Consider the following 19,943-nt stretch of genomic DNA (forward strand, 5'->3'; position numbering starts at 1 on the left):
GAGATCAAACGACACCCGTGCCGAAGAGGTTCACTCGACGGCGCGCCGAGGTGATCCACCCACGGATGCGGCGCGGCACGGGTGCGGTATGGGTGGGGCTCTACCGGTGGTGACTGCGCCGCAGGTGGGACTCTGCGTAGGCGTGTGTGCGGAAGGCTGTGGGCGCTCTCCGCGGCGCGGCCGCGCCGGCGCACCGCCGACGGGCGGGCAGGCGGGCCCAGGGCAGGCAGGGGCGGACCGCCCCCGGACGAGCCGTTCGCCGGACTCGTCCCACTGCCGGGTACGAGCCGCATCAGGGCCCGGTTCACCCGTTTCGGGAGGCGGGGCGTCCGCGGGCAGCGGGCAGAACGGAGGGAGTTCCCCGCTCAGGAGTGGGTGGAGCCGCGCTCGGCCAATGCGGTCCGCAGGGCTCTGAGGGCGAGGTGGGTGCGGGACTTGACGGTGCCGCGGGGTATACCGAGGAGCTGGGAGGTCCGTTCCACCGAGTGGTCGAGGAAGTGGGCGTGGACGAGGATCTCGCGGTGCTGGGGGGAGAGGTCCGCCAGGGCCTCGCGGACGATCTTCTTGCTGAGGGTGCGGTCCACGCGTTCGGGGCCGGGCAGGTCGGCGAGGGGGGCGTCGTCGGTCTCCGGGGGGCGGGCCTGGCGGGCGCGGTGGCCGTCGATGACGAGGTTGCGCAGGACGGTGACGAGCCAGGGCCGTACCCCCTCCGCGTCGGGGTCGAGGGCACCGGCGTGCCGCCAGGCCCGCAGGACGGTCTCCTGCACCATGTCCTGGGCCTGATGGGTGTCACCGCTCAGCAGCCCCGTCGCCACTCTCGCCATGAACATCCCGTGCTTGTCGTAGAGGGCACGGACGAACGCCTCGTCGCCCGCCCTGTCCCGGGCACGGCCGCGCGGTCGCTTCTGGTCCGTGCCCCGGTTGCCTGTGCTGTGTCCCATGCCCGCGTTTCCCCGCGCGCCGAGGCCGAACGGACGGCACGCAAACTCGTTGAAAGCTGAACGGGCCAACCTTTCCGGGGGCTGCTTGCCAACCGCTTGCCGTCCGCTCAACCGGCACCGGCCGCGAGGACAGCCGCGTGAAACGGCTGTCCGGACGGGCCTCGGTCTCCCCCATCGACAGCAACCGCACGTGGGCGGTGGCCAGTTCGGCCACCGGCGGCAGGCCGCCCGGTCAGAATCCGGTGAGAGTGGTCTTGCCGATGGCGGCGCCGGTCTCCTGGATGCGGTGCGCCTCACGGAGGTTGGCGGCGTTGACCGGGCCCAGGTCGCGGGTGGCCGTGGTGGTGAGGATGCCGGCGTCGACGAGGCGGGCGACCTGGGTGAGGATGTGGTGCTGCGTGCTCAGGTCGGCCGTACGGAACATCGACCGCGTGTACATGAACTCCTGGTGGAAGGAGATGCTCTTCGCCTTGAGCACTCCGAGCGGCAGCGAGTCGAAGTCGTCGATGGCGACGATCCGGCCGAAGGGGGTGAGCGCGTCGGCGTACGCGGCCAGGTTGTGGTCGGTCGCCGTGGTGCTGAACACGAAGTCGATGCCTTCCGGGGCCACTTCGGCCAGCTGCGCCGCAAGGGGCCTGCGGTGGTCGACGACGTGGTGGACACCCATCCGGCGCGCGAAGTCGACGCTCTCGGGGCGCGACGCCGTACCGATGACGGTGAGGCTGGTCAGGGCGCGGGCCAGCTGCGCGGTGATCGAGCCCACGCCGCCGGCGGCGGCGGTGATCAGCAGGGCACCGGTCTGCTCCAGGGCACCGGTGTGCAGCCCCAGCCGCTCGAAGAGCCCCTCCCACGCCGTGAGCGAGGTCAGCGGCAGGGCGGCGGCCTCGGCGAAGGAGAGGGTGGCGGGCTTTCGGGCGACGATGCGCTCGTCGACCACGTGATAGCGGGAGTTGGCACCGGGGCGGTCCAACTCACCGGCGTAGTACACCTCGTCGCCCACCGAGAAGAGTTCCACCGCGTCACCCACGGCGACGACGGTCCCCGCGGCGTCCCAGCCGAGCACCTTCGCCTCCCCGCCCGGGTCGACGTTCTGCCGGATCTTGTGGTCCACCGGGTTGACGGCGATCGCCTCGACCCGCACCAGCACGTCACGGGGGCCCGGCTTCGGGGTGGGCAGCGTGACGTCGAGCAGGCTCTCGGCATCGTCGACGGGCAGCGACTTGCGGTACGCGACCGCGGGCATCGTCGCGGGGATGTCGTACGTGTCGTTCATGGTGGTCCGGCCTTTCCACGTGTGCGTGATCCGAGGGCTGCGGACGGTGCCCGCTCCGCTCGGGATACATCGAGAAGACGTGGTCGCGCCGACCGGACACGCAGGCAGGGTCCGCGGCTTCGACCACGTCAGCGACAGTACGAAAGGGATGGTGGTTACCCGCAAGGGCCTATAGTTCCCGTTGGGTACTATTGCCGTATGACGACGACAGCACACCTGTGCGACAACCCGAAGAGCGTCTACCTGGCCGCCTGTCCCTGCCGTGACATGCTGGATCTGCTCGCCAACAAGTGGAGCGCCCTCGCCCTGGGCGCTCTGGAGGACGGGCCCCAGCGCTTCGGGGCACTGCGCGCACGCCTGCAAGGCGTGAGCCCCAAGGTGCTCACCCAGACGCTGCGCCGCCTGGAGGACCACGGCCTCGTCCACCGCGAGATCTACCCGGAGGTCCCGCCCCGCGTCGAGTACAGCCTGACCCCGCTCGGCGAGGACGCCTGCCGACCCCTGGCCCACCTGCGCACCTGGGTGGAGGACAACATCGAACGGTTCCCGGCGTCCCGCTGACACAGCGGCTCCACCGCCGTCCCACCACACCGCGCCCACGGGGGGGTGGCAGCGGTGAACCGCCCCGCCTCCCGCTCCTCGGCCTCCGCCCGCCTGTCGGCACCTTGGTAGGGTGCGGCGATGCAGCCGTCACAGGTCCCGCGTGCGGTGGCCGCGGCCATGTCGACCGCCTCGTCACTGGGTCTGGCGGTCGACGACGCGATCGTTCTGCATGACTCGAACAAGCTCACTCTGCGTCTGCTGCCCTGTGACGTCCTGGCCCGGATGGCACCCGTGGCGCATCAGGTCGCACAGTTCGAAATCGACCTCGCCCGGCGGCTCGCCGGATCCGGGTGCCCCGTGGCAGCCCTGGAACCCCGCGTGGAGCCGCGCGTCCACGAGCGTGACGGCTTCGCGGTCACGCTGTGGACCTACTACGAACCGGTGACACCTCGTCGAGAGGTCCCACCGGCCGACTACGCCCGAGCCCTTGAGCGGCTGCACGCCGGAATGCGCGAACTCGACGTCCCGACACCGCACTTCACGGATCGGGTCGAGCAGGCTCAGAACCTCGTGGCGAACCGCGACCGCACTCCGGCGCTCGCCGACGCGGACCGGGAGCTGCTCGGTGACACGTTGCGGAGCCTGCGGAGAGCGATCGGCGGGCGCGGCTGCGCCGAGCAGCTGCTGCACGGCGAGCCGCACCCGGGCAACGTGCTGACCACCGAGAGCGGGCTGCTGTTCATCGACTTCGAGACGTGCTGCCGCGGGCCCGTCGAGTTCGACCTCGCCCATGCGCCCGAAGAGATCGGCGCACACTGTCCGGGGGTCGACCAGGACCTGCTGCGCGAGTGCCGGATCCTCGTGCTGGCGATGATCACCGCATGGCGCTGGGACCGCGCCGACCAGCTCCCCGACGGGCGCCGGCTCGCCGCGGAGTGGCTCGGCCAGATCCGGGCCGCGCTCTAGCAGATGCCGGGAAGGTTCCGGAGACGCTGTCCTGCGGTCCCCTGAGTACGGCTACTCATGCCGCCCCGCGCCGCGGCCGGGACGATGGGCTGGGTCGGTCTGCGGGCAGGAAGTGGGGGGAGACGGGGCATGGGCAGGTTTCTCGGGGCGGTGGCGGCGGTCGTGGCGGCGGCTGCGGCGTTGGTTCTCGCGTATGTGGCGGGGGCGCCGCCCGCGGTGGTGTTCGCCGTGGGGGCGGGGGTACTGAGCCTGCTGTGGCTGCTGCTCCTGCTCACCCTGCCCTGGAACCTGTACTTCCGGGCGCATGCGGTACTCGCCGAGATCGCGGTCAGCCGGGAGAAGGGCATGGACGTCCCGGCGGCCCGGGACGCCGAGGCCGCGCGCATCGCCCGGGCGATGCTCCGGGCGGCGGTCGCGGGACACGTCCTGACGGCGGCGGTCGTCGTCGCGGTCACCTGGGCGACGGGCGAGTTCACGGGGTACTGGTTCGCCGCGTTCTTCCTGCTGAGCACCTTCTTCCGGCCGGCCGGCGCGTACTTCGGCCAGCTCCGCAGGCGCCTGGGCACCCTCCTGAAGGACGTCACCTATCCGCGGGACGACGTCGTCGAACTGCAGGCCCGGCTGAACCGCGCCGAGGCCGGGACCCGGGTCCTGGAGGAGAAGGCCGAGGAGCAGTACCGGGCCCTCGCCGAACTGCGGCGCACCGTCGACGCGTTGGCCATGAGCTCGTACGAGCGGGCCGAGGAGGCGGACCGCAGGATCGCCGCGCTGGGCAGGCAGTTCGAGTCCACGGTGAACCGGCTCACCGACAACCAGGAGATCATCGCGGGCGTCAAGGCGTTCCTGCGGCTGCTGCACTCCGCGGACGCGACCGACGGCACCCCGGCCGCCGGGTGACCGGCCGCCGCCGGCGCCCGCACTGTCTAGGGTTGGAGCATGGACGCCAGTACAACACCCCCCGCCCCGGCCGCCGTTGACCCCGCGGAGCTGCTCGCCGACCCGTACGCCGGGTACGCCCGGCTGCGGGAGGCCGGGCCCGTGCACCGGGTCGCCGGCACCGACGGGCTGCCGGCCTGGCTGGTGACGCGCTACGAGGACGTACGGCAGGCCCTGGCCGACCCGCGGTTATCCCTCGACAAGGCCAACGCCAAACCCGGCGGCTACCGCGGCCTCGCGCTGCCGCCCGCCCTCGACGCCAACCTGCTGAACATGGACCCGCCGGACCACACCCGCGTCCGGCGCCTGGTGTCCCGGGCGTTCACTCCCCGCCGTGTCGCCCTGCTGCGCGAGCCCGTCCGGCGGACCGCCGACGCGCTGCTCGACGCCATGGCGCCCCTCGGCCGTGCCGATCTGATCGCCGCCTTCGCGGCGCCGCTGCCCATCGCCGTGATCTGCGAACTGCTCGGCGTGGCCGAGGAGGACCGGCCGGACTTCCGGTCCTGGACGGACGCGCTCGTCGTCCCGGACCCCGCGCGGCCCGAGCGGGTGAAGGAGGCCGTCGGGGCGTTGCTGGCCTTCTTCGCGGGGCTGCTCGCCCGCAAGCGTGCCGAGCCCGCCGACGACCTGCTCTCCGCCATGATCACCGTACGGGACGAGGAGGACCGGCTCAGCGAGGACGAGTTGATGTCGCTGGCCTTCCTCATCCTGTTCGCCGGGTACGAGAACACCGTCCATCTGATCGGCAACGCCACCCTGGCGCTGCTGCGGAACCCGGCCCAGCTGGCCGCGCTGCGCGCGGATCCGGACCTGCTCGGCCCGGCCGTGGAGGAGCTGGCCCGCTACGACGGGCCCGCGCCGCTCGCGATCCGCCGGTTCCCGACCGAGGACGTCACCATCGGCGGGGTCACCGTCCCGGCGGGCGAGACGGTGCTGCTGTCCCTGGCGGCGGCCCACCGCGACCCGCGCCGCTTCGCCGAGCCCGACCGGCTCGACCTCGGCCGCGATGCCACCGGGCACCTGGCCCTCGGCCACGGCATCCACTACTGCCTGGGCGCACCGCTGGCCCGCCTGGAGACCGAGATCGCCCTGGGCGCGCTGCTGGACCGCTTCCCCCGCCTCGAACTCGACGTGCCGGCGGACCGGTTGGAGTGGCGTCCGTCGATGCGCACCCGCGGGCTGCGCGCCCTGCCCGTGCGTTACTGAGCGGGCCTGAGCGGGCCGGGGCCGGGGGCACGCCGCGGCCCCCCGGTGCTGCCGCGCGGGCATCTCCGAGGGGCTGCGCTCCGGCGTGACCTGCCGTCAGGTGCTGCTGCGCCGACGGGCCGGTGCGCGGGAGGCGGACTTGGGCTCCCGGGGCAGCGGCTTCGCCGGTTCGGTGTCCCCGGCGTCGGACACCTGGGCCTCGTCCCCGGCATCGGCGTCGGACACCAGGTCGCCGTCCTCGCCGGCGAGCACCTGGTCGCCGTACAGGTCCTGCAGCCAGTTGGTCTGGTAGATGGTGTCGAGGTAGCGCTCGCCGAGGTCCGGTGCGACGGCCACCGCGGTGAGGTCACCGGCGTCGTGCCGGGACAGCCAGTCCGTCGCGCCGCTGACCACGGTCCCGGTGGAGCCGCCGAACAGGAAGCCGTGCCGGGCCATGCGGTGGCACATCCGGATGGTGTCCGGCTCCTCCACCCGGATCACCTCGTCGACGAAGGACTCGTCGAGCAGTGGCGGACGCATGCTCATGCCGAGACCCGGGATCATCCGGCGGCCCGGTTCGCCGCCGAAGGCCACCGAGCCCGCCGCGTCCACGGCGACGATCCGCACCGGCCGGTGCCACTCGCGGAAGTAGCGGGCGCAGCCCATCAGGGTTCCGGTGGTGCCGGCGCCGACGAACAGGACGTCCAGTTCGGGGAAGCGCCGGGCGATCTCCGGGGCGGTCGTACGGTAGTGCGCGGTCCAGTTGCCGGCATTGGTGTACTGGCTGAGCCAGACGTACCGGTCGTCCTTCTCGCACAGCGAGCGGACGTACTCGATCCGGGTGCCCAGGAAGCCGCCATTGGAGTCCTGGTCGGCCACGATGTGCACCTCGCTGCCGAGCGCCTCCATCAGGAGTCGGGTCGACAGGTTGCAACGGGAGTCCGTCACACACAGGAACCGGTAACCCTTGCTCGCGGCGATCATGCTGAGTGCGACGCCGAGGTTGCCGGAGGAGGACTCGACGAGGACGGAGTCCGCTTTCAGGATTCCGTCCCGTTCGGCGTTCTCCACCATCTCGTTGGCGGCCTTCAGCTTGATGGATCCGGCGAAGTTGAAGGCCTCGCACTTCAGGTAGAGCGGGTGTCCGCAGATCGACTCCAGGTCGACGTAGAGATCGCCCTCGTTGAAGGCGTAGGGAGCGGAGATGACAGGCACGGCGGGCCTCCTGGTGCCGGGCCGAGGACGACGGCCTCAGCCGTACCGGCGCAGTTCGTGGAAGAAGTCATCGATGAGACAGAGGTCCCCGGCCCGGGACACCTCGTCGTAGACGTACTTGCCGACGGCGAGGTCGAGGACGCCGAGTCCGAAGGGCGAGAAGATCATCGGGCGGTCGTGGGGTGGTGCGGCCCGGCCGCACATGACGTCGCCGAGGGTTCCGTTCAGGAAGTCGCGGCTGCCGGTGAGCTGTTCGGCCAGATGGGGTGACGTGTCGGCCTTGAGGCAGTGCTCGACGTCGTCGACGAAGTTGGCCGCACCCAGCAGGACCTCGGGGGCGAGGTCGCGCAGGGACACGTGCAGGACCAACGGGTTGTGGGTGAACCAGGCCGGGTCCGTGACGTGGGGCCGGCCGGCGATGGTGGCGAAGACCACGAGGTCGCTTTCGCGGACCAGGTCCTCGGCGCTGTCGTGGACGGTGATCCGCGCACCGGTACCGGTCTGTTCCAGGTAGCCGCGGAAGCCGCCGGCGCTGTCGGCGGACAGGTCGTGCACGCCGATCTCGTCGAAGTCCCAGCCGGAGCCGGCCAGGAAGGTGTGGATGTAGCGGGCGATCAGGCCGGTGCCGAAGAACCCGACCCGGGTGGGGCGGGTGTGGCCCCGGCTGAGCCAGTCGGCGGCCAGGGCGGCGGAGGCCGCGGTCCTGGTGGCGCTGATGATCGAGCTCTCCAGGCAGGCGAACGGGTAGCCGGTGTCGTGGTCGTTGAGGACGAGCACCGCGGAGGCCCGCGGGATTCCGGCGCTCACGTTCTCCGGGAAGCTGGAGACCCACTTCAGGCCGTCCACCTGGACCGTCCCGCCGAGCGAGGCCGGCAGCGCGATGATCCGCGAGGTCGGCCGGTCCTCGAACCGCAGGAAGTACGACGGCGGGTTGACCGAGTCCCCGGCGTCGTGCAGCCGGTAGACGGTCTCGACCAGCTCCACGAGCTGTTTCTCGCGCCCGCTCAGCGCGCGCTGCACCTGCGCGCCGGTGATCACCGCGAAGCTCGGCACGGATCCCCGCTCGGGCACGGCCGCCCGGGCGGCGGAGGACAGTACGTCGGTCATCGCTCGCTCGCCTCCAGGGCCGGGCAGTCCTCGGCCGGCCGGACGGGTTCACCCATGCCGACCAGCACCTGCCGGTCGCCGGTGAACGCCTCTCTGCTGTGCGCGGTGCGGATGTTGTCCACCAGCAGCAGGTCGCCGCGCTGCCAGGGTTCGCGCCGGGTGTGTGCCTCGTAGGTGCTGTTGATCAGCTGGACGACGTCCTCGCCGATCGGGCTGCCGTCGCCGTGGCGGGTGTTGAACGGCAGTCCGTCCGCGCCGTAGACGTCCACCAGGTACTCGCGCACCTCGGGGGCGAGGGTCCACTCGTTGAGGAAGGCGATCTGGTTGAACCAGCAGCGCCGGCCGGTCAGCGGGTGCCGTACGACGGCGTTGCGGCGCTGTTCGGTGCGCAGGGCGCCGTCGGGCTGCCAGGTGAAGTCGATGGCGTTGGCCCGGCAGTAGCGCTCGATCTCGGCGTGGTCGGCGGTGCCGAAGGACTCGGTGAGGCTCGCGCCGATCTCGTCGTTGTAGGTGCGGGTCAGGATCCAGCCCTCCCGCTCGAACCGTTCGACGAGCCCGCCGGGCAGCGCCCGCAGGACCTCCTCGGCGTCGGCCACCGCGGTCGCGCCGCCCTGTTCGGGTGCGGTGAGGCAGGCGAACAGCATCAGGCCGGGCGCCTGGAGCCGGTAACTCAGCTCGTGGTGCATGCACATGGGCTGGTTGGCCGGCCAGGGTGTGGACGCGTACACGCCGGGGCGGTGGGTCTCGCGGGGCGCGAAGGCCTCCTGCTCCGTCATGAGTTCCCCGGCCAGGTGTCCGAAGACGGCGCCGACCTGGTCGGGTTCGCGCAGTCCGAGGCCGCGGACGACCAGTGCGCCGTGCTCGGTGACCTGTGCGCGCAGCGCCTCGCGGTGCTCGGCCGCCCACTTCGGTGGGTCGTCGGGGGGATCGACGCACAGCAGTGCCGGCTTGTCCGGCCGCAGCTCCACGTCGAGCGGTGATGCCAGGGATGAGAACGGCATCTCGGGTTCCTTTCGGTCGACCGCCTGGGGTGTGACGGGTCAGGAGGAGGCGAGGGGGAGGACGGTGGTCAGGACGGCCTGCGCCGCCTCGGCCGGGCGGGTGCGCAGGAAGTGGTGGCCGCCGTCGGCGAGTTCGTGCAGCTCGACGCGGTCGGCCAGGAGTAGCCAGTCCCGGTGGCGGTGGGCGTGGCCGGCGGTGTGCGGATCGTCGGCGGCGACGACCACCGTGACCGGCGCGGCCACCTTGCCGGGCGGCGTGGCTTCCAGGGCCGCGGCGAAGTAGCGGTGTGCCGCGAGGCAGTCGTGCCGGTAGGCGGCGCCGATGTGGGCGGCGTTGCGCGGGTTCAGTTCCGCGAGTTCGGTGTGGCCGCCGTCGGCGGTCAGCAGCGCCGCGATGTCGGCGTCGCTCAGGTGCGACAGTTCGGTGACGGCGGCGTGCCGTTCGGGCGCGGTGCCGGGCAGGTGCGCGCCGACGAAGAGCCGTTCCACCCGTACGCCGCGCTGCTGGAGCCGTCTCGCCGTCTCCACGGCCGGTGCGGCGCCGGAGGAGTGGCCCCACAGCATGACCCGGCTCAGTCCGCGTGCGGTGATCTCGGCGGCGACCTGTTCGGCCACCTCCTCGACGGGAGCGAACGGCTCGGGGGGCGCTGCCAGGTTGTGGCCGGGCAGGTCGACGGCGAGGACGGTGAGGCCGCTGTCCGCCAGAGCGGTCGCCATCGGCTGGAAGTTGACCGCGTTGCCGCCCGCGTACGGGAAGCACACCAGGGCGCACCCGGTCGTACCGCTTCCGTCCGTCAGGGTGAGCAGCAGCTCCGGGCGCTGCCGGGCCGCCGGGGCGTCGAGGAGGGCGGCCAGGTCGGCGAGGACCGGGTGACGGGTGATGTCCTTCAGGGACACCGCGCGGTCGAGGGCGAGGCTGAGTTTGACCGCGGTCAGGGAGGTGCCGCCGGAGTCGAAGAAGTGGTCGGTGCGGCCGATCCGTTCCTCGGGCACCCCCAGCAGCTCGGCCCAGGCCGCGGCCAGTCTCCGCTCGGTCGGCCCGAGTTCGTCCCCCGCCGCCCGGTCCGCGGCGCCGGCCGCCCGGTGCGGGTCGCCCGCCGGCGCGGTCTCGGCCAGCCCGGTCAGCGCCTTCTTGTCGATCTTGCCGTTGGCGGTCAGCGAAAGGCTGTCCTGCCAGTGGAAGGCGGAGGGGACCATGTAGGCGGGCAACGCGGCGCCGAGCGCCTCGCGCAGGGTCTCGGGTTCCTGCCGGCTGCCGGAGTAGAAGGCGATGAGCTGCTTGCCTCCGCCGGTCCGCTCGGCGACGACCACCGCGCCGTCCCGTACGCCGGCCACCCGCAGCAGGCAGTTCTCGATCTCGCCGATCTCGATGCGGAAGCCGCGGATCTTGACCTGGCTGTCCCGGCGGCCCAGGAACTCCAGCTTGCCGCCGGGGTGCCAGCGGCCCCAGTCGCCGCCCAGGTAGAACCGTTCGCCGGGCCGGCGCGGGTCGGTGCGGTACGCCTCCCGGGTGCGCTCGGGATCGTTGACGTAGCCGCGGCCCACGCAGACACCGGAGAAGGCGATCAGTCCGGGGGCGCCCAGCGGTACCGGCGACAGGTGCTCGTCGACGACGTGGACGCGGACGTTGCTGACGGCCCGGCCGAGCAGGATCCGGTCGGGCACCTCCCGGAGGAGTTCGTGGTTGGTGTCGTCGGACGTCTCGGTGAGTCCGTAGGCGTTGAGCAGTGCGATGCCCGGCTGGACCGCGAACCAGCGCTGCGTCAGCTCCCGTTTCAGCGCCTCGCCGGTCACCGACACGCACCGCAGGTCGGGAAGGGTGCGCGGGTGCTGTTCGAGGTAGGAGACCACGACCTCCAGGTACGACGGCACGAGCTGGGCCACGCCGACCCGGGCGCGTTCCAGGGTGTCGGTGAACCGGGCCACGTCCGTGATCACGTCCTGCTCGACCAGCAGGGTCCGCCCGCCCACCAGCAGCGGGGCGACGAGCTGCCACAGGGAGATGTCGAAGCACTGCGGGGCGGTCTGGGCGACCACGGTCCCGGCGCCGATCTCCAGGTCGTCGATCTTGGCGTGGAGGTGGTTGAGCATGCCCGCGTGCTCGCACATCGCGCCCTTCGGCTCGCCCGTGGAGCCGGAGGTGAAGTAGATGTAGGCGAGCTGGCCGGGGTCGACGCCGATCCCGGGGTCGTCGTCCGCATGGGGTTCGCCGTACGCCGTGTCGAACGGCAGCTTCCCGACGTCCGGCAGGGCGGCCAGCGCCTTGTCCAGGGTGTCCGTGCTGCCGGGCTCGGTCAGGGCCAGCCGGCAGCCGGCCCGGGACAGGGTGGCCTCGATGCGTCCGGCCGGGAAGTGCGGTTCGATCGGCAGGTACACGCCGCCCGCCTTGAACACCGCCAGCACCGCGGCCAGCCAGTCGAGGGTGCGCTCGGAGACGACGGCGACCACGTCCTCCCGGCCCACTCCCCGGGCCAGCAGGGCGCGTGCCAGCCGGTTGGCGCGCCGGTTGAGTTCGTCGTACGTCCACTCCCGCGTGCCGTGCACGGCCGCCACGGCCGTCGGGTGGGCCCGCACCCGCTGTTCGAAGAGTTCGTGCGCCCGGGCGTCCGGCAGCGGGCGGTGCGGCCCGGCCAGGTCCTCCAGCTGCTCTCGCTGCTCCTCGGCGGACAGCAGACTCTGCCGGCTGTGGTCGGCGTCGGGGTCCGTCGTCATCAGCCGCAGCGCCGTCAGGTGGTAGCCGCCGAGCCGGGTCGCGGCCTCGGCGTCCAGGACGTCCGTGCGGTACCGGAGGTGGAGGGTCAGCCGGCCGTCCCGGTCGGACCAGCGCACGTGCAGGACGCCGTCGTCGGCGTGCGGCTCCTCGGTTCCGAGGGGACCCCAGACGACCTCGTACGGCGGCTCGGTGAGGCCGAGTTCGCGGTGCAGCTCCGCCACCGGGTGGTCCCGGTGGGCGAGCAGCTCCGCCTCGGCGTGCCCGGTGGCCGCGAGCAGGGCCGTCCAGCTCCCCGGGGGGACGGGCACCCGGCACGGCAGCGGTTCGCCGTCCGTACCGGTGGTGTGGCCCGTGACCACCTCCGGCTCGGCGGAGAGCACGGCCAGCACCTTGAGGTGGGCGGCCAGCAGGAGCGTGCCGTGCGGCAGGCCCTGCCGCACGGCCAGTTCACGCACCGCGCGGGTCACGTCGTCGGGCACCGGTGTCCCGTGTCCGGCGTGCCCGGCCGTTCCCGGCACCGGTTCCCGGACCCACCGGGGCACGGTGGTGGCGCCGCCGGCGGTCAGTGTCCGGGTCCAGTACTCCCGGTCCGTCTCCACGCGCGTTCCCATCGAATGGCCTTCCTCAACTCGCGGTCGCCGTGGCGGCGTCGACCGCGGTGGCGACCCGGCCGGTGCCGGCGGACCGGCCCCCGCGGTCGGGTGTGTCCACCGCGGGGTTGCCGCCCCACCGGGCGTTCGGGGGGACTTCCTCGCCCTTCATGAGGAAGGAGTCGGGCGCCAGCACGGAGCCGTCGCCCATGGTCACGCCGTAGTGCACATGGGCGGCGATGCCGAGCGTGCAGGCGGCGCCGAGTGTGGTGACGTCGGACTTGAAGGTGCCGTCCTCCTGCGAGTGGCACTGGATCTTGCTGCCGGCGTTGAGGGTGCAGTCGTCGCCGATGGTGGCGAGGGTCCGCTCGGTCAGGTAGCAGCCGTCGTCGAACACCCTGCGGCCGATGCGTACGCCCAGCAGCCGCCAGACCAGGCTCTTGAACGGGGTTCCGTTGAAGATGTTGAGGAAGTGGTCCGGCACCTTCCACAGCCGTTCGTGCCACCAGAAGTACGGGTCGTAGATGGAGCACAGCCGGGGGCGCAGCGCGCGGAAGGAGCCGAGGCAGCGCTCCACCAGGATGAAGTACCCGGCGGAGAAGGCGAGGGTGAGTGCCAGGTAGCCGCCGATCACCACGTGTCCGAGCACGCCGTACAGGTCCACGGAGGCGAGGCCGAACAGGGTGAGCGCGAAGGTGTGCAGCCAGCGCACGCCCAGCATGAGCGCCATGGAGCGGAGGTTGTAGCGGTTCTTCGCGGCCAGCCGATGACGGAACGTTTCTCCAGTGCGGAGATGGTCGAACCGGGTATCGCGCTCCACCGAGCGGGGGATCTCGAAGCACGGTGAGCCGAGGAGCCCCACACCTTCGCGGACCTCGCCGTCGAGGGGAACCATCACCTTCGTCGCGAGCAGGCAGTTCTCGCCGGTCCTGGCACCCGCCGGATAGGCGATGTTGTTGCCGAGGAAGTTGTGCGCCCCGATCGAGGCCCGGGAGAGCCGGAAGGACGTGCTGGAGAAGTCGGCGTTGAGGACGGAGAGGCCGTCGGCCACCATCGTCCCGCTGCCGACGCTGACCAGCAGCGGTGTCTCGTGCTGCACTTCGGTGCCGAAGTTCGACCCGGTCTGCTCCACCTTCGACAGGTCGTATCCGATACCGCGGAGGTAGCCCACGATGTAGGAGCTGTCGCCGAAGAGCCAGGCGAAGAACTTCACGTTCGTCATGCGGGCCGTGGTCCGCTGCAGCGCGTAGTGGAACCCGTAGAGCGGGTACACCTTGTCGGGCCTGACCACGAGGCCCACCAGACGCGGCAGGGTGCACAGGGCCGCCAGCCCCAGGACGAGGAAGCCGAAGAACAGGACGAGGGAGAGCAGCAGCGCGTCGGGGAGCAGTTCCGACCAGCCGAGCGCGGCCGTGGTCGGGTCGAGTCGCTTGCCGATCGCGGGCACCTCGGTGAACAGCATGTAGACACCGCCGACGGCCAGCGGGAGGTACAGGAAGACCAGCTGGAGCAGCGTGCCGAGGCCGAACCAGGCGCGGCGCAGGGTGCCGCAGTTCACCGGGGCGATCCGGACGTAGTCGGTCCGGGTGGGCTCCGCCGGGGATCCGTGCCAGTGCTCGCCGTCGGGGACGGCCTGGCCGCGGTGCAGGGCGGAGGAGTGGCCGAGCTGCGAGCCGCGGCCCAGGGACGTGTCGATGTCCAGGACGGTCTTCTCTCCGACGAAGGCGTCCGCGCCGAGGGTGATCCGGCCGGTCTGGATGTGTCCGGCGTACGCCCGGTAGCCGAGGAAGAACGAGTCCTTGCGGATCACCGTGCCCGCGCCGATCGTCAGCAGGTCGGTGCAGACGGGGACGGAGTGGGAGAGGATCGTGACGCCCTTGCCGATCCGCGCGCCGAGGGCCCGCAGGTACAGCACGTACAGCGGGGTCCCGGTGAGGAAGACCATCGGGTTCGCGTGCAGCAGCACCTTGACGAGCCAGAAGCGCAGGTACATGGGGCCCCAGACGGGGAACTCGCGGGGGCGCCAGCGTCCGACGAGGATCCATTTCGCGGCGACGGGGAACGCGCACAGCGCCACGAACGCGGCGCCGCCGAAGAGCAGCGACCGCAGATAGACGTCGGCCAGGCCCTTGCCGGAGGCGATCCACTCGTATCCCGCGGCGGTGACGAACCCGGAGACCAGGGAGTAGCCCAGGAAGACCAGCAACTGGAGGGTTCCGCAGAGCAGATGGCTCCACCGGTTCCCGACCGGGCCCGGGGCCGGCGTCGCTGCGGGCGGCTGCGGGGGGTGCGCCGGGTCGGCGGGAGCGGGGGCGGTCTCGCCGAGGGCCGCCGCCAGGCTCTGGATCGTGGGGTACCGGTAGACGTCCCGCATGGACGGCGACGGCAGGTCGGCCGTCTTGCGTATTCGTGCGCAGAACTGGGCCATGACCAGGGAGTTGGCGCCGAGGTCGGCGAAGAAGTGGCCGTCGACCGGGACGGACTCGGCGTCGAGGAGGTCGGCCAGTGTCTGCGCGAGCCTCCGCTCCGTCTCCGCCCCCCTGGGGCCGGTGCCGGCCAGGGCGACGACAGGTTCATCCGGCTCCGACACGACCTCGGAGGACTGCTCCACCATGCGATCTCCTGGAGAACGTGGATGTTCCTGATCACGAACCGGCGGATTCAGTTTGTCCAGATAAGGGCAATGACTGCCACTTGTCCCATTGATCGGGCCCAGCACCCGTCACGAGCCGTCAGGCCTGTATTTCCTTGGTTTCGCGCCGGGAAGGGGGGTGCGCGAATCACCCGAACGGCGGCCCCCCGGCCGGCAGCCCGTATCCGGCGCGGCGGCCGCCGTCGCCGCCTACGGCCTCGCCGCGCCGCCGCACCCGGACCCGTCCCGCGCCGGCGGGAGTCCTCACCGGCGGCGCGGGGCCCGGAACCTCGGGGCAGGTCAGTCGTCGGCACCGTCCGCCGCCGCGGCGGTCTCGTGTGCCGCGATGCCGACGAAACGACGCACGGCCTCCACGGGCATGTCGAGCCCCTCGGAGGCCGCGCGCTCGTCACCGAACGCCTGTACCGCTTCGGCGACGGCCACCGCCAGTTCGGCTTCCGCCTTGCGGACCTTGACCTCGGCCTTGTCCACCGTGTCGACCACCGCCAGCTGGCGGCGCTGCTTCTCCTGGAGTCGCTGTTTGCGAGAAGGTGTCTTGTCAGAGTTCTGCACAGTCACGAGCAAGATCATATGCAGGCCCGCGCACCCGCGTGAAATCGGCAACTCCCGCCCACCGCAGCCCTGTTTGCAACCCGTGAGGGCTCCGGGATCAGGTCGTCAGGGTCGCCCACACCGCATGACCGCTGGTGAGCCTCGAGCGGTCAACGCCCCAGGAGTCGGCGAGCTGCTCGACGAGCAGCAGCCCCCGGCCACCCTCGTCGTCGGGGCCGGGCTCGCGCCGGGGCAGGCCGCGGCCGGAGTAGTCGTGGTCGTGGACCTCCAGCCGCAGGCATCCGTCCGCGATCAGGCCCATGCCGCACAGGATCCGCACGCTCAGCGTGTGGATGACGGCATTGGTGGCCAGCTCGGACACCAGCAGCACCGCGTCCTCGCACAGCTCGCGGGAGAGCCCCCACTCACCGAGCCGGGCTCTCACGGAGCGACGGGCGACTCTGACGCTGGAGCGGTGCGAGGGCAGCTCGATCCAGTGCGCCCGGTCGGGCGCGTCTACGTCTAACAGGTCGCGGGGGGAGGTCACGTGGGGGGACACGATGGCTGCCTTCCGTAAGGCGGGCGCGGCGGAGAGCGGGCGGAGCGGGCGGAACAGAGCAGGCAGAACGGCAACGACCGCACGGGGAGCGGGGCATCGCCCGTGGCCGTGACCGCGATTTACTCAAGTAATCATGCGCGCAGGCAAGTTCATGCTGCAACCGACTCCCTGATAATTTCAGGATGTCGGTATCGGTCTGGTCGCTTCATCAAGTGCCTGTCACACTCGTCCGGGTGACAGTCCCTCAGGAGGTAAGGGCGTGAGCGAAGGCCGTTCGAGCGCGGGCACCACCAGTGCGCCCACCGTTCTCCGCATGATCCTGGGCCGCAGGCTCCAGGAGCGGCGGCTGGGCGCGGGCGTGTCACTGGAGGACGCGGCACGGGCGCTTCGGGTCACCCCCCTGACCATCCGCCGGCTGGAGAAGGCGGAGGTGACGCTCAAGCCCCTCTATGTGGAGAAACTCCTCGAGACCTACGGTGCCGACCGGCAGGAGCGGGAGGAGTTCGTCGCCTTCGCCGAGCGGGCCAACGAGCCCGGCTGGTGGCACACGTACCGGGATGTGCTGCCCACCTGGTTCAGCGCCTATGTGAGCCTGGAGACCGGTGCGAAGACCCTGCGCACCTACGAGCCGCACTACGCCACGGGGCTGTTGCAGACCCGGGAGTACGCGCGTCACGTGCTCAGCGGCGGTTTCCCGAACGACAGCGACGAGGACCTGGAGCGGCGGGTGAACCTGCGGCTGCGCCGTCAGGTCCTGCTGGAGCGCTCCGACGCGCCGACGCTGTGGGTGGTGATGGAGGAGGCCGTCCTGCACCGGGTGGTCGGCGGGCCCGAGGTGATGCGCGGGCAGATCGAACGGCTCCTGGAGGCCTCGGAGCTGGCGCACGTCAGCGTCGACGTCGTGCCGTTCACCGCCGGTGCCCATGTGGGCGTGTGCGCACCGTTCACCTACTTCCGTTTCGCCGAGCCCGAACTGCCGGACGTCGTCTACACCGAGGTCCTCTCCGGCGCGATGTACCTGGACCAGCGCTCCGACGTCGTCGCCCACCTGGAGGCGCACAACCGCATGTCCCTGCTGACCTCCGACGCACACAGCAGGGCGCTCCTGAACCGCATGCGCAAGGAGTACTCATGACCACCTTCGACTCCTCCTTCGACTCCTCCTGCGACACCACCTTCAACACCTCCTTCGACGGCAGCGCCCACGACGTGTACAACGGCATGCCCGCATCGGACCTGGGGGAACAGGGCTGGGAGTCGCCCTGGAGCGGCCCCAACGGCGGTCAGTGCGTGCAGACGAAGCAGCTCGCCGACGGCAGGATCGCGCTGCGCCAGTCGACGGATCCGGCCGGCCCCGCGCTGATCTACACCCCGGAGGAGATCAACGCGTTCGTCGCGGGGGTCAAACGCGGCCTCGCCGACCACCTGACCACCGGCTGACCCCTCCCCCACGCTCCCCCCTCTGAAAGGTTCAGGATGACCAACTCGCCCGTGGCCCGGGACATCGACACCAGCAGGCCCCACTCCGCCCGCATGTACGACTACTACCTCGGGGGGAAGGACCACTTCGAGGTCGACAAGCAGGCGGCCGAGACCGTGGCCTCCGCCTACCCGGGCATCTTCGTGTGCGCGCGGGAGAACCGTGCCTTCATGCACCGGGCCACCCGCGTCGTCGCGCGCGAGCACGGCATCCGGCAGTGGCTGGACATCGGCACCGGCATCCCCACCGAGCCGAACCTGCACCAGGTGGCCCAGTCCGTGGCCCCCGACGCCCGGGTGGTGTACGCCGACAACGACCCGCTGGTGCTCAAGTACGCCGAGCGGCTGATGCGCAGCACGGCGGAGGGCCGAACCACCTACATCGAGGCGGACGTCAACGACCCGCAGTCACTGCTCGACGCCCCTGAACTGGCGGAGGTCCTGGACCTCGGCCGACCGGTGGCGCTCTCCCTCAACGCCCTGATGCACTTCGTGACGGACGCGCAGGACCCGTACGGCATCGTCGGCCGGCTGCTCGACGTGCTGCCCTCGGGCAGCGCACTCGCCCTGAGCCACTGCACGCCCGACTTCGACCCGGACACCTGGCAGAAGGTCACCGACATCTACAACAACGCCGGAACGCCGGTGCAGTTCCGCTCGCGAACGGACGTGGCGCGCTTCTTCGACGGGCTGGAACTGCTCGATCCCGGCGTCTCGGTCGGCCACCGCTGGCGCCCGGACACCGAGCCGACCGCCACCGACGCGGAGGTCAGTCTGTGGACCGGGGTGGGCATCAAGCCGTAGGACCACTGCGAGGGGGGAAGCGCCTCTGGGCTGTCGTACCGCATGGGGGTGCGGTACGACAGCCCGGGGGCCGTCAGCCGATGTGGTAGCTGTCGCCGTACACCTTCCAGTCCAGCGGGATGTTCAGGCACAGGTTGCCCTTGTTCAGGAAGACCCGCTGCTCGGTGTCGACCCGGGTGGTGTCGCTGTGCGCCTCCTCCTGCTTCATGGCCCACACCCGGGCGTCGAGGAAGGCGTTGAGGTACGTCGTCTCGTTGCCGCCCTGGGCCGGCGGCTTGGCCTTGGCGAGGGCGCGCTTGCGTATGTTGCGGAAGCTGGTGGCGTCGTCGCCGTCGCCGTGCATGACGATGGCGTCGTAGTAGGTGAACTGCCCCAGCGTGCCCAGCCCGTCCGTCTTGCCCTGCTGTACGGCCGGGTTGAAGTAGACGCGGTCGCGTTCGTCGTTCTGGGCCTGCTGGAAGGCGGTGTCCTGGGCGGCCTTGCGCCAGTCGGCGGGGAAGTTCGGGTCGAGGCCGCTGTGCGAGTCGGTGCCGTTGACCCGGCGCAGCGCCGGCAGGTACTTGGCGAGCACGTTGGAGGGCTTGCGGTCGGTGTAGAGCTGGACGAGGTCGAGCATGTCGCCGGTGCCGGAACAGAAGCCGATGATCCCGGCGGTGTAGCCGCGGCCGTCGCCGATGTCCTCGATGTACTTGTACTGCGCCTTCCAGTCGAGCGAGGAGTTCTCCGCGCTCGACACCAGCTTCATGGCGATCTCCTTCTTCGCCGGGTCGTCGAGGCCCACACAGCTCGCGGCCGGGGCGGCGGCGGAGGCGTGTGCCGGGCGCAGCAGCACGGCTCCGGCACCGACGGCGGACGCGCCCAGCAGGGCGAGCAGGGTACGGCGGGAGGTCAGGACGGGGTTCGTGGCGGTGGTGTCGTTCGGATTCCGCACAGGGGCTCCAGTGGGGGGTTGGGGAGAGTTCCGTTAGGAAGGTTTCCTATCAGTAGCGGGCGCTGATGTGTACCCGTCACACAGAAAGTTCGTAGAGTCGAACAAGTCCGCGGTGCGGTCCGGGGCGTGCGGCGCGGGTCAGCCGGTGGCGGTCCATGCCTTCGGCCCGATGCCGCGCCACTCGATCAGCTCGGGGTCATCGACCGTCGTACTGGCCTCGGGCAGCCCGGCGCGACGCAGGAACTCGACGACGTCGAGCAGGTGGTACGCGATGCCGACGTACTCTCCGCGGATGGTGACCCGCCGGCCGCCGTCGGGGCCCGGCGGCTGCACGATCACAGGCGCGCCTTCCATAGTGACCGCATGCCCCCTGACGGCACGGATCATGCCGCGAACAGGGCCACCCGGCGGATGCCCGCGAACGGTGACGAGGCCCTCCGGGAGGCCGCTCCGGCGGGTGGGGCCTGAATTCGGCGGTTGGCCGAGAGTTTCGGGGGCGGAGTGACGGGACGGCGG

General features: G+C 71.3%; 18 protein-coding genes. 7 read left to right on the plus strand and 11 right to left on the minus strand.

What is annotated here, in order from left to right; translation table 11 throughout:
• Positions 1–365 precede the first annotated feature (365 nt).
• Both ABZ887_RS23340 and ABZ887_RS23345 read right to left on the minus strand, forming a co-directional pair.
• Positions 366–941, minus strand: a complete 576-nt coding sequence (locus tag ABZ887_RS23340; protein WP_361292435.1) for a sigma-70 family RNA polymerase sigma factor — start codon at positions 939–941, stop codon at positions 366–368.
• Positions 942–1,173: 232 nt separating this feature from the next.
• Entirely contained in the window at positions 1,174–2,184 is a 1,011-nt protein-coding gene (locus tag ABZ887_RS23345; RefSeq protein ID WP_361292664.1) for a zinc-binding alcohol dehydrogenase family protein, read from the minus strand.
• A gap of 228 nt (positions 2,185–2,412) precedes the next feature.
• Between ABZ887_RS23345 and ABZ887_RS23350 the strand changes: the two genes are divergently transcribed.
• From ABZ887_RS23350 to ABZ887_RS23365, 4 genes are all read left to right on the plus strand, one after another.
• The gene (locus ABZ887_RS23350; RefSeq protein WP_361292437.1) at positions 2,413–2,775 is read left to right on the plus strand and encodes a helix-turn-helix domain-containing protein; all 363 of its coding nucleotides are present in this window, start codon (positions 2,413–2,415) and stop codon (positions 2,773–2,775) included.
• 120 nt (positions 2,776–2,895) lie between these two features.
• Positions 2,896–3,723, plus strand: a complete 828-nt coding sequence (locus ABZ887_RS23355; protein ID WP_361292439.1) for an aminoglycoside phosphotransferase family protein — start codon at positions 2,896–2,898, stop codon at positions 3,721–3,723.
• Between the two features lie 129 nt (positions 3,724–3,852).
• A complete protein-coding gene (locus ABZ887_RS23360; RefSeq protein ID WP_361292441.1) occupies positions 3,853–4,620 on the plus strand; it encodes a hypothetical protein in 768 nt (255 codons plus the stop codon).
• 39 nt (positions 4,621–4,659) lie between these two features.
• Complete coding sequence (locus ABZ887_RS23365; protein WP_361292443.1) at positions 4,660–5,865, plus strand: cytochrome P450; 1,206 nt, start codon at positions 4,660–4,662, stop codon at positions 5,863–5,865.
• Positions 5,866–5,961: 96 nt separating this feature from the next.
• On the opposite strand, the gene sbnA is transcribed toward ABZ887_RS23365, so the two are convergent.
• The 7 genes from sbnA to ABZ887_RS23400 form a co-directional block, all read right to left on the minus strand.
• Entirely contained in the window at positions 5,962–7,059 is a 1,098-nt protein-coding gene (gene sbnA / locus ABZ887_RS23370; protein ID WP_361292445.1) for a 2,3-diaminopropionate biosynthesis protein SbnA, read from the minus strand.
• 36 nt (positions 7,060–7,095) lie between these two features.
• Positions 7,096–8,166 (minus strand): 2,3-diaminopropionate biosynthesis protein SbnB, encoded by a 1,071-nt coding sequence (gene sbnB, locus ABZ887_RS23375; RefSeq protein WP_361292446.1) that lies wholly within the window; start codon positions 8,164–8,166, stop codon positions 7,096–7,098.
• Positions 8,163–9,167 carry a TauD/TfdA family dioxygenase gene (locus ABZ887_RS23380; RefSeq protein WP_361292448.1) on the minus strand — a complete coding sequence of 335 codons (1,005 nt, stop codon included), beginning with the start codon at positions 9,165–9,167 and terminating at the stop codon, positions 8,163–8,165. The genes sbnB and ABZ887_RS23380 overlap by 4 nt, the downstream gene beginning before the upstream one ends.
• 39 nt (positions 9,168–9,206) lie before the next feature.
• The gene (locus tag ABZ887_RS23385) at positions 9,207–12,491 is read right to left on the minus strand and encodes an amino acid adenylation domain-containing protein (RefSeq protein ID WP_361292450.1); all 3,285 of its coding nucleotides are present in this window, start codon (positions 12,489–12,491) and stop codon (positions 9,207–9,209) included.
• 13 nt (positions 12,492–12,504) lie between these two features.
• Entirely contained in the window at positions 12,505–15,084 is a 2,580-nt protein-coding gene (locus ABZ887_RS23390) for a Pls/PosA family non-ribosomal peptide synthetase (protein ID WP_361292452.1), read from the minus strand.
• A 318-nt stretch (positions 15,085–15,402) separates the two neighbouring features.
• Positions 15,403–15,681 carry a hypothetical protein gene (locus ABZ887_RS23395; RefSeq protein WP_361292454.1) on the minus strand — a complete coding sequence of 93 codons (279 nt, stop codon included), beginning with the start codon at positions 15,679–15,681 and terminating at the stop codon, positions 15,403–15,405.
• A gap of 91 nt (positions 15,682–15,772) precedes the next feature.
• Complete coding sequence (locus ABZ887_RS23400) at positions 15,773–16,213, minus strand: ATP-binding protein (protein WP_361292456.1); 441 nt, start codon at positions 16,211–16,213, stop codon at positions 15,773–15,775.
• A gap of 259 nt (positions 16,214–16,472) precedes the next feature.
• Between ABZ887_RS23400 and ABZ887_RS23405 the strand changes: the two genes are divergently transcribed.
• From ABZ887_RS23405 to ABZ887_RS23415, 3 genes are all read left to right on the plus strand, one after another.
• On the plus strand, positions 16,473–17,348 hold the full coding sequence (locus tag ABZ887_RS23405; RefSeq protein ID WP_361292458.1) for a helix-turn-helix transcriptional regulator: 876 nt from the start codon (positions 16,473–16,475) through the stop codon (positions 17,346–17,348).
• Positions 17,349–17,434: 86 nt separating this feature from the next.
• The gene (locus tag ABZ887_RS23410) at positions 17,435–17,653 is read left to right on the plus strand and encodes a DUF397 domain-containing protein (RefSeq protein ID WP_361292666.1); all 219 of its coding nucleotides are present in this window, start codon (positions 17,435–17,437) and stop codon (positions 17,651–17,653) included.
• Between the two features lie 36 nt (positions 17,654–17,689).
• Positions 17,690–18,496 carry an SAM-dependent methyltransferase gene (locus ABZ887_RS23415; RefSeq protein WP_361292460.1) on the plus strand — a complete coding sequence of 269 codons (807 nt, stop codon included), beginning with the start codon at positions 17,690–17,692 and terminating at the stop codon, positions 18,494–18,496.
• 73 nt (positions 18,497–18,569) lie between these two features.
• Here ABZ887_RS23415 and ABZ887_RS23420 read toward each other — a convergent pair whose 3' ends face one another.
• Both ABZ887_RS23420 and ABZ887_RS23425 read right to left on the minus strand, forming a co-directional pair.
• Positions 18,570–19,427: a chitosanase gene (locus ABZ887_RS23420; protein ID WP_361292462.1), complete on the minus strand. Its 858-nt coding sequence runs from the start codon at positions 19,425–19,427 to the stop codon at positions 18,570–18,572.
• Positions 19,428–19,565: 138 nt separating this feature from the next.
• The gene (locus ABZ887_RS23425) at positions 19,566–19,781 is read right to left on the minus strand and encodes a hypothetical protein (RefSeq protein WP_089106243.1); all 216 of its coding nucleotides are present in this window, start codon (positions 19,779–19,781) and stop codon (positions 19,566–19,568) included.
• Positions 19,782–19,943: the final 162 nt, after the last annotated feature.

It is taken from the genome of Streptomyces sp. NPDC047061 (genome assembly GCF_040643955.1).
Taxonomy (GTDB): Bacteria; Actinomycetota; Actinomycetes; order Streptomycetales; family Streptomycetaceae; genus Streptomyces.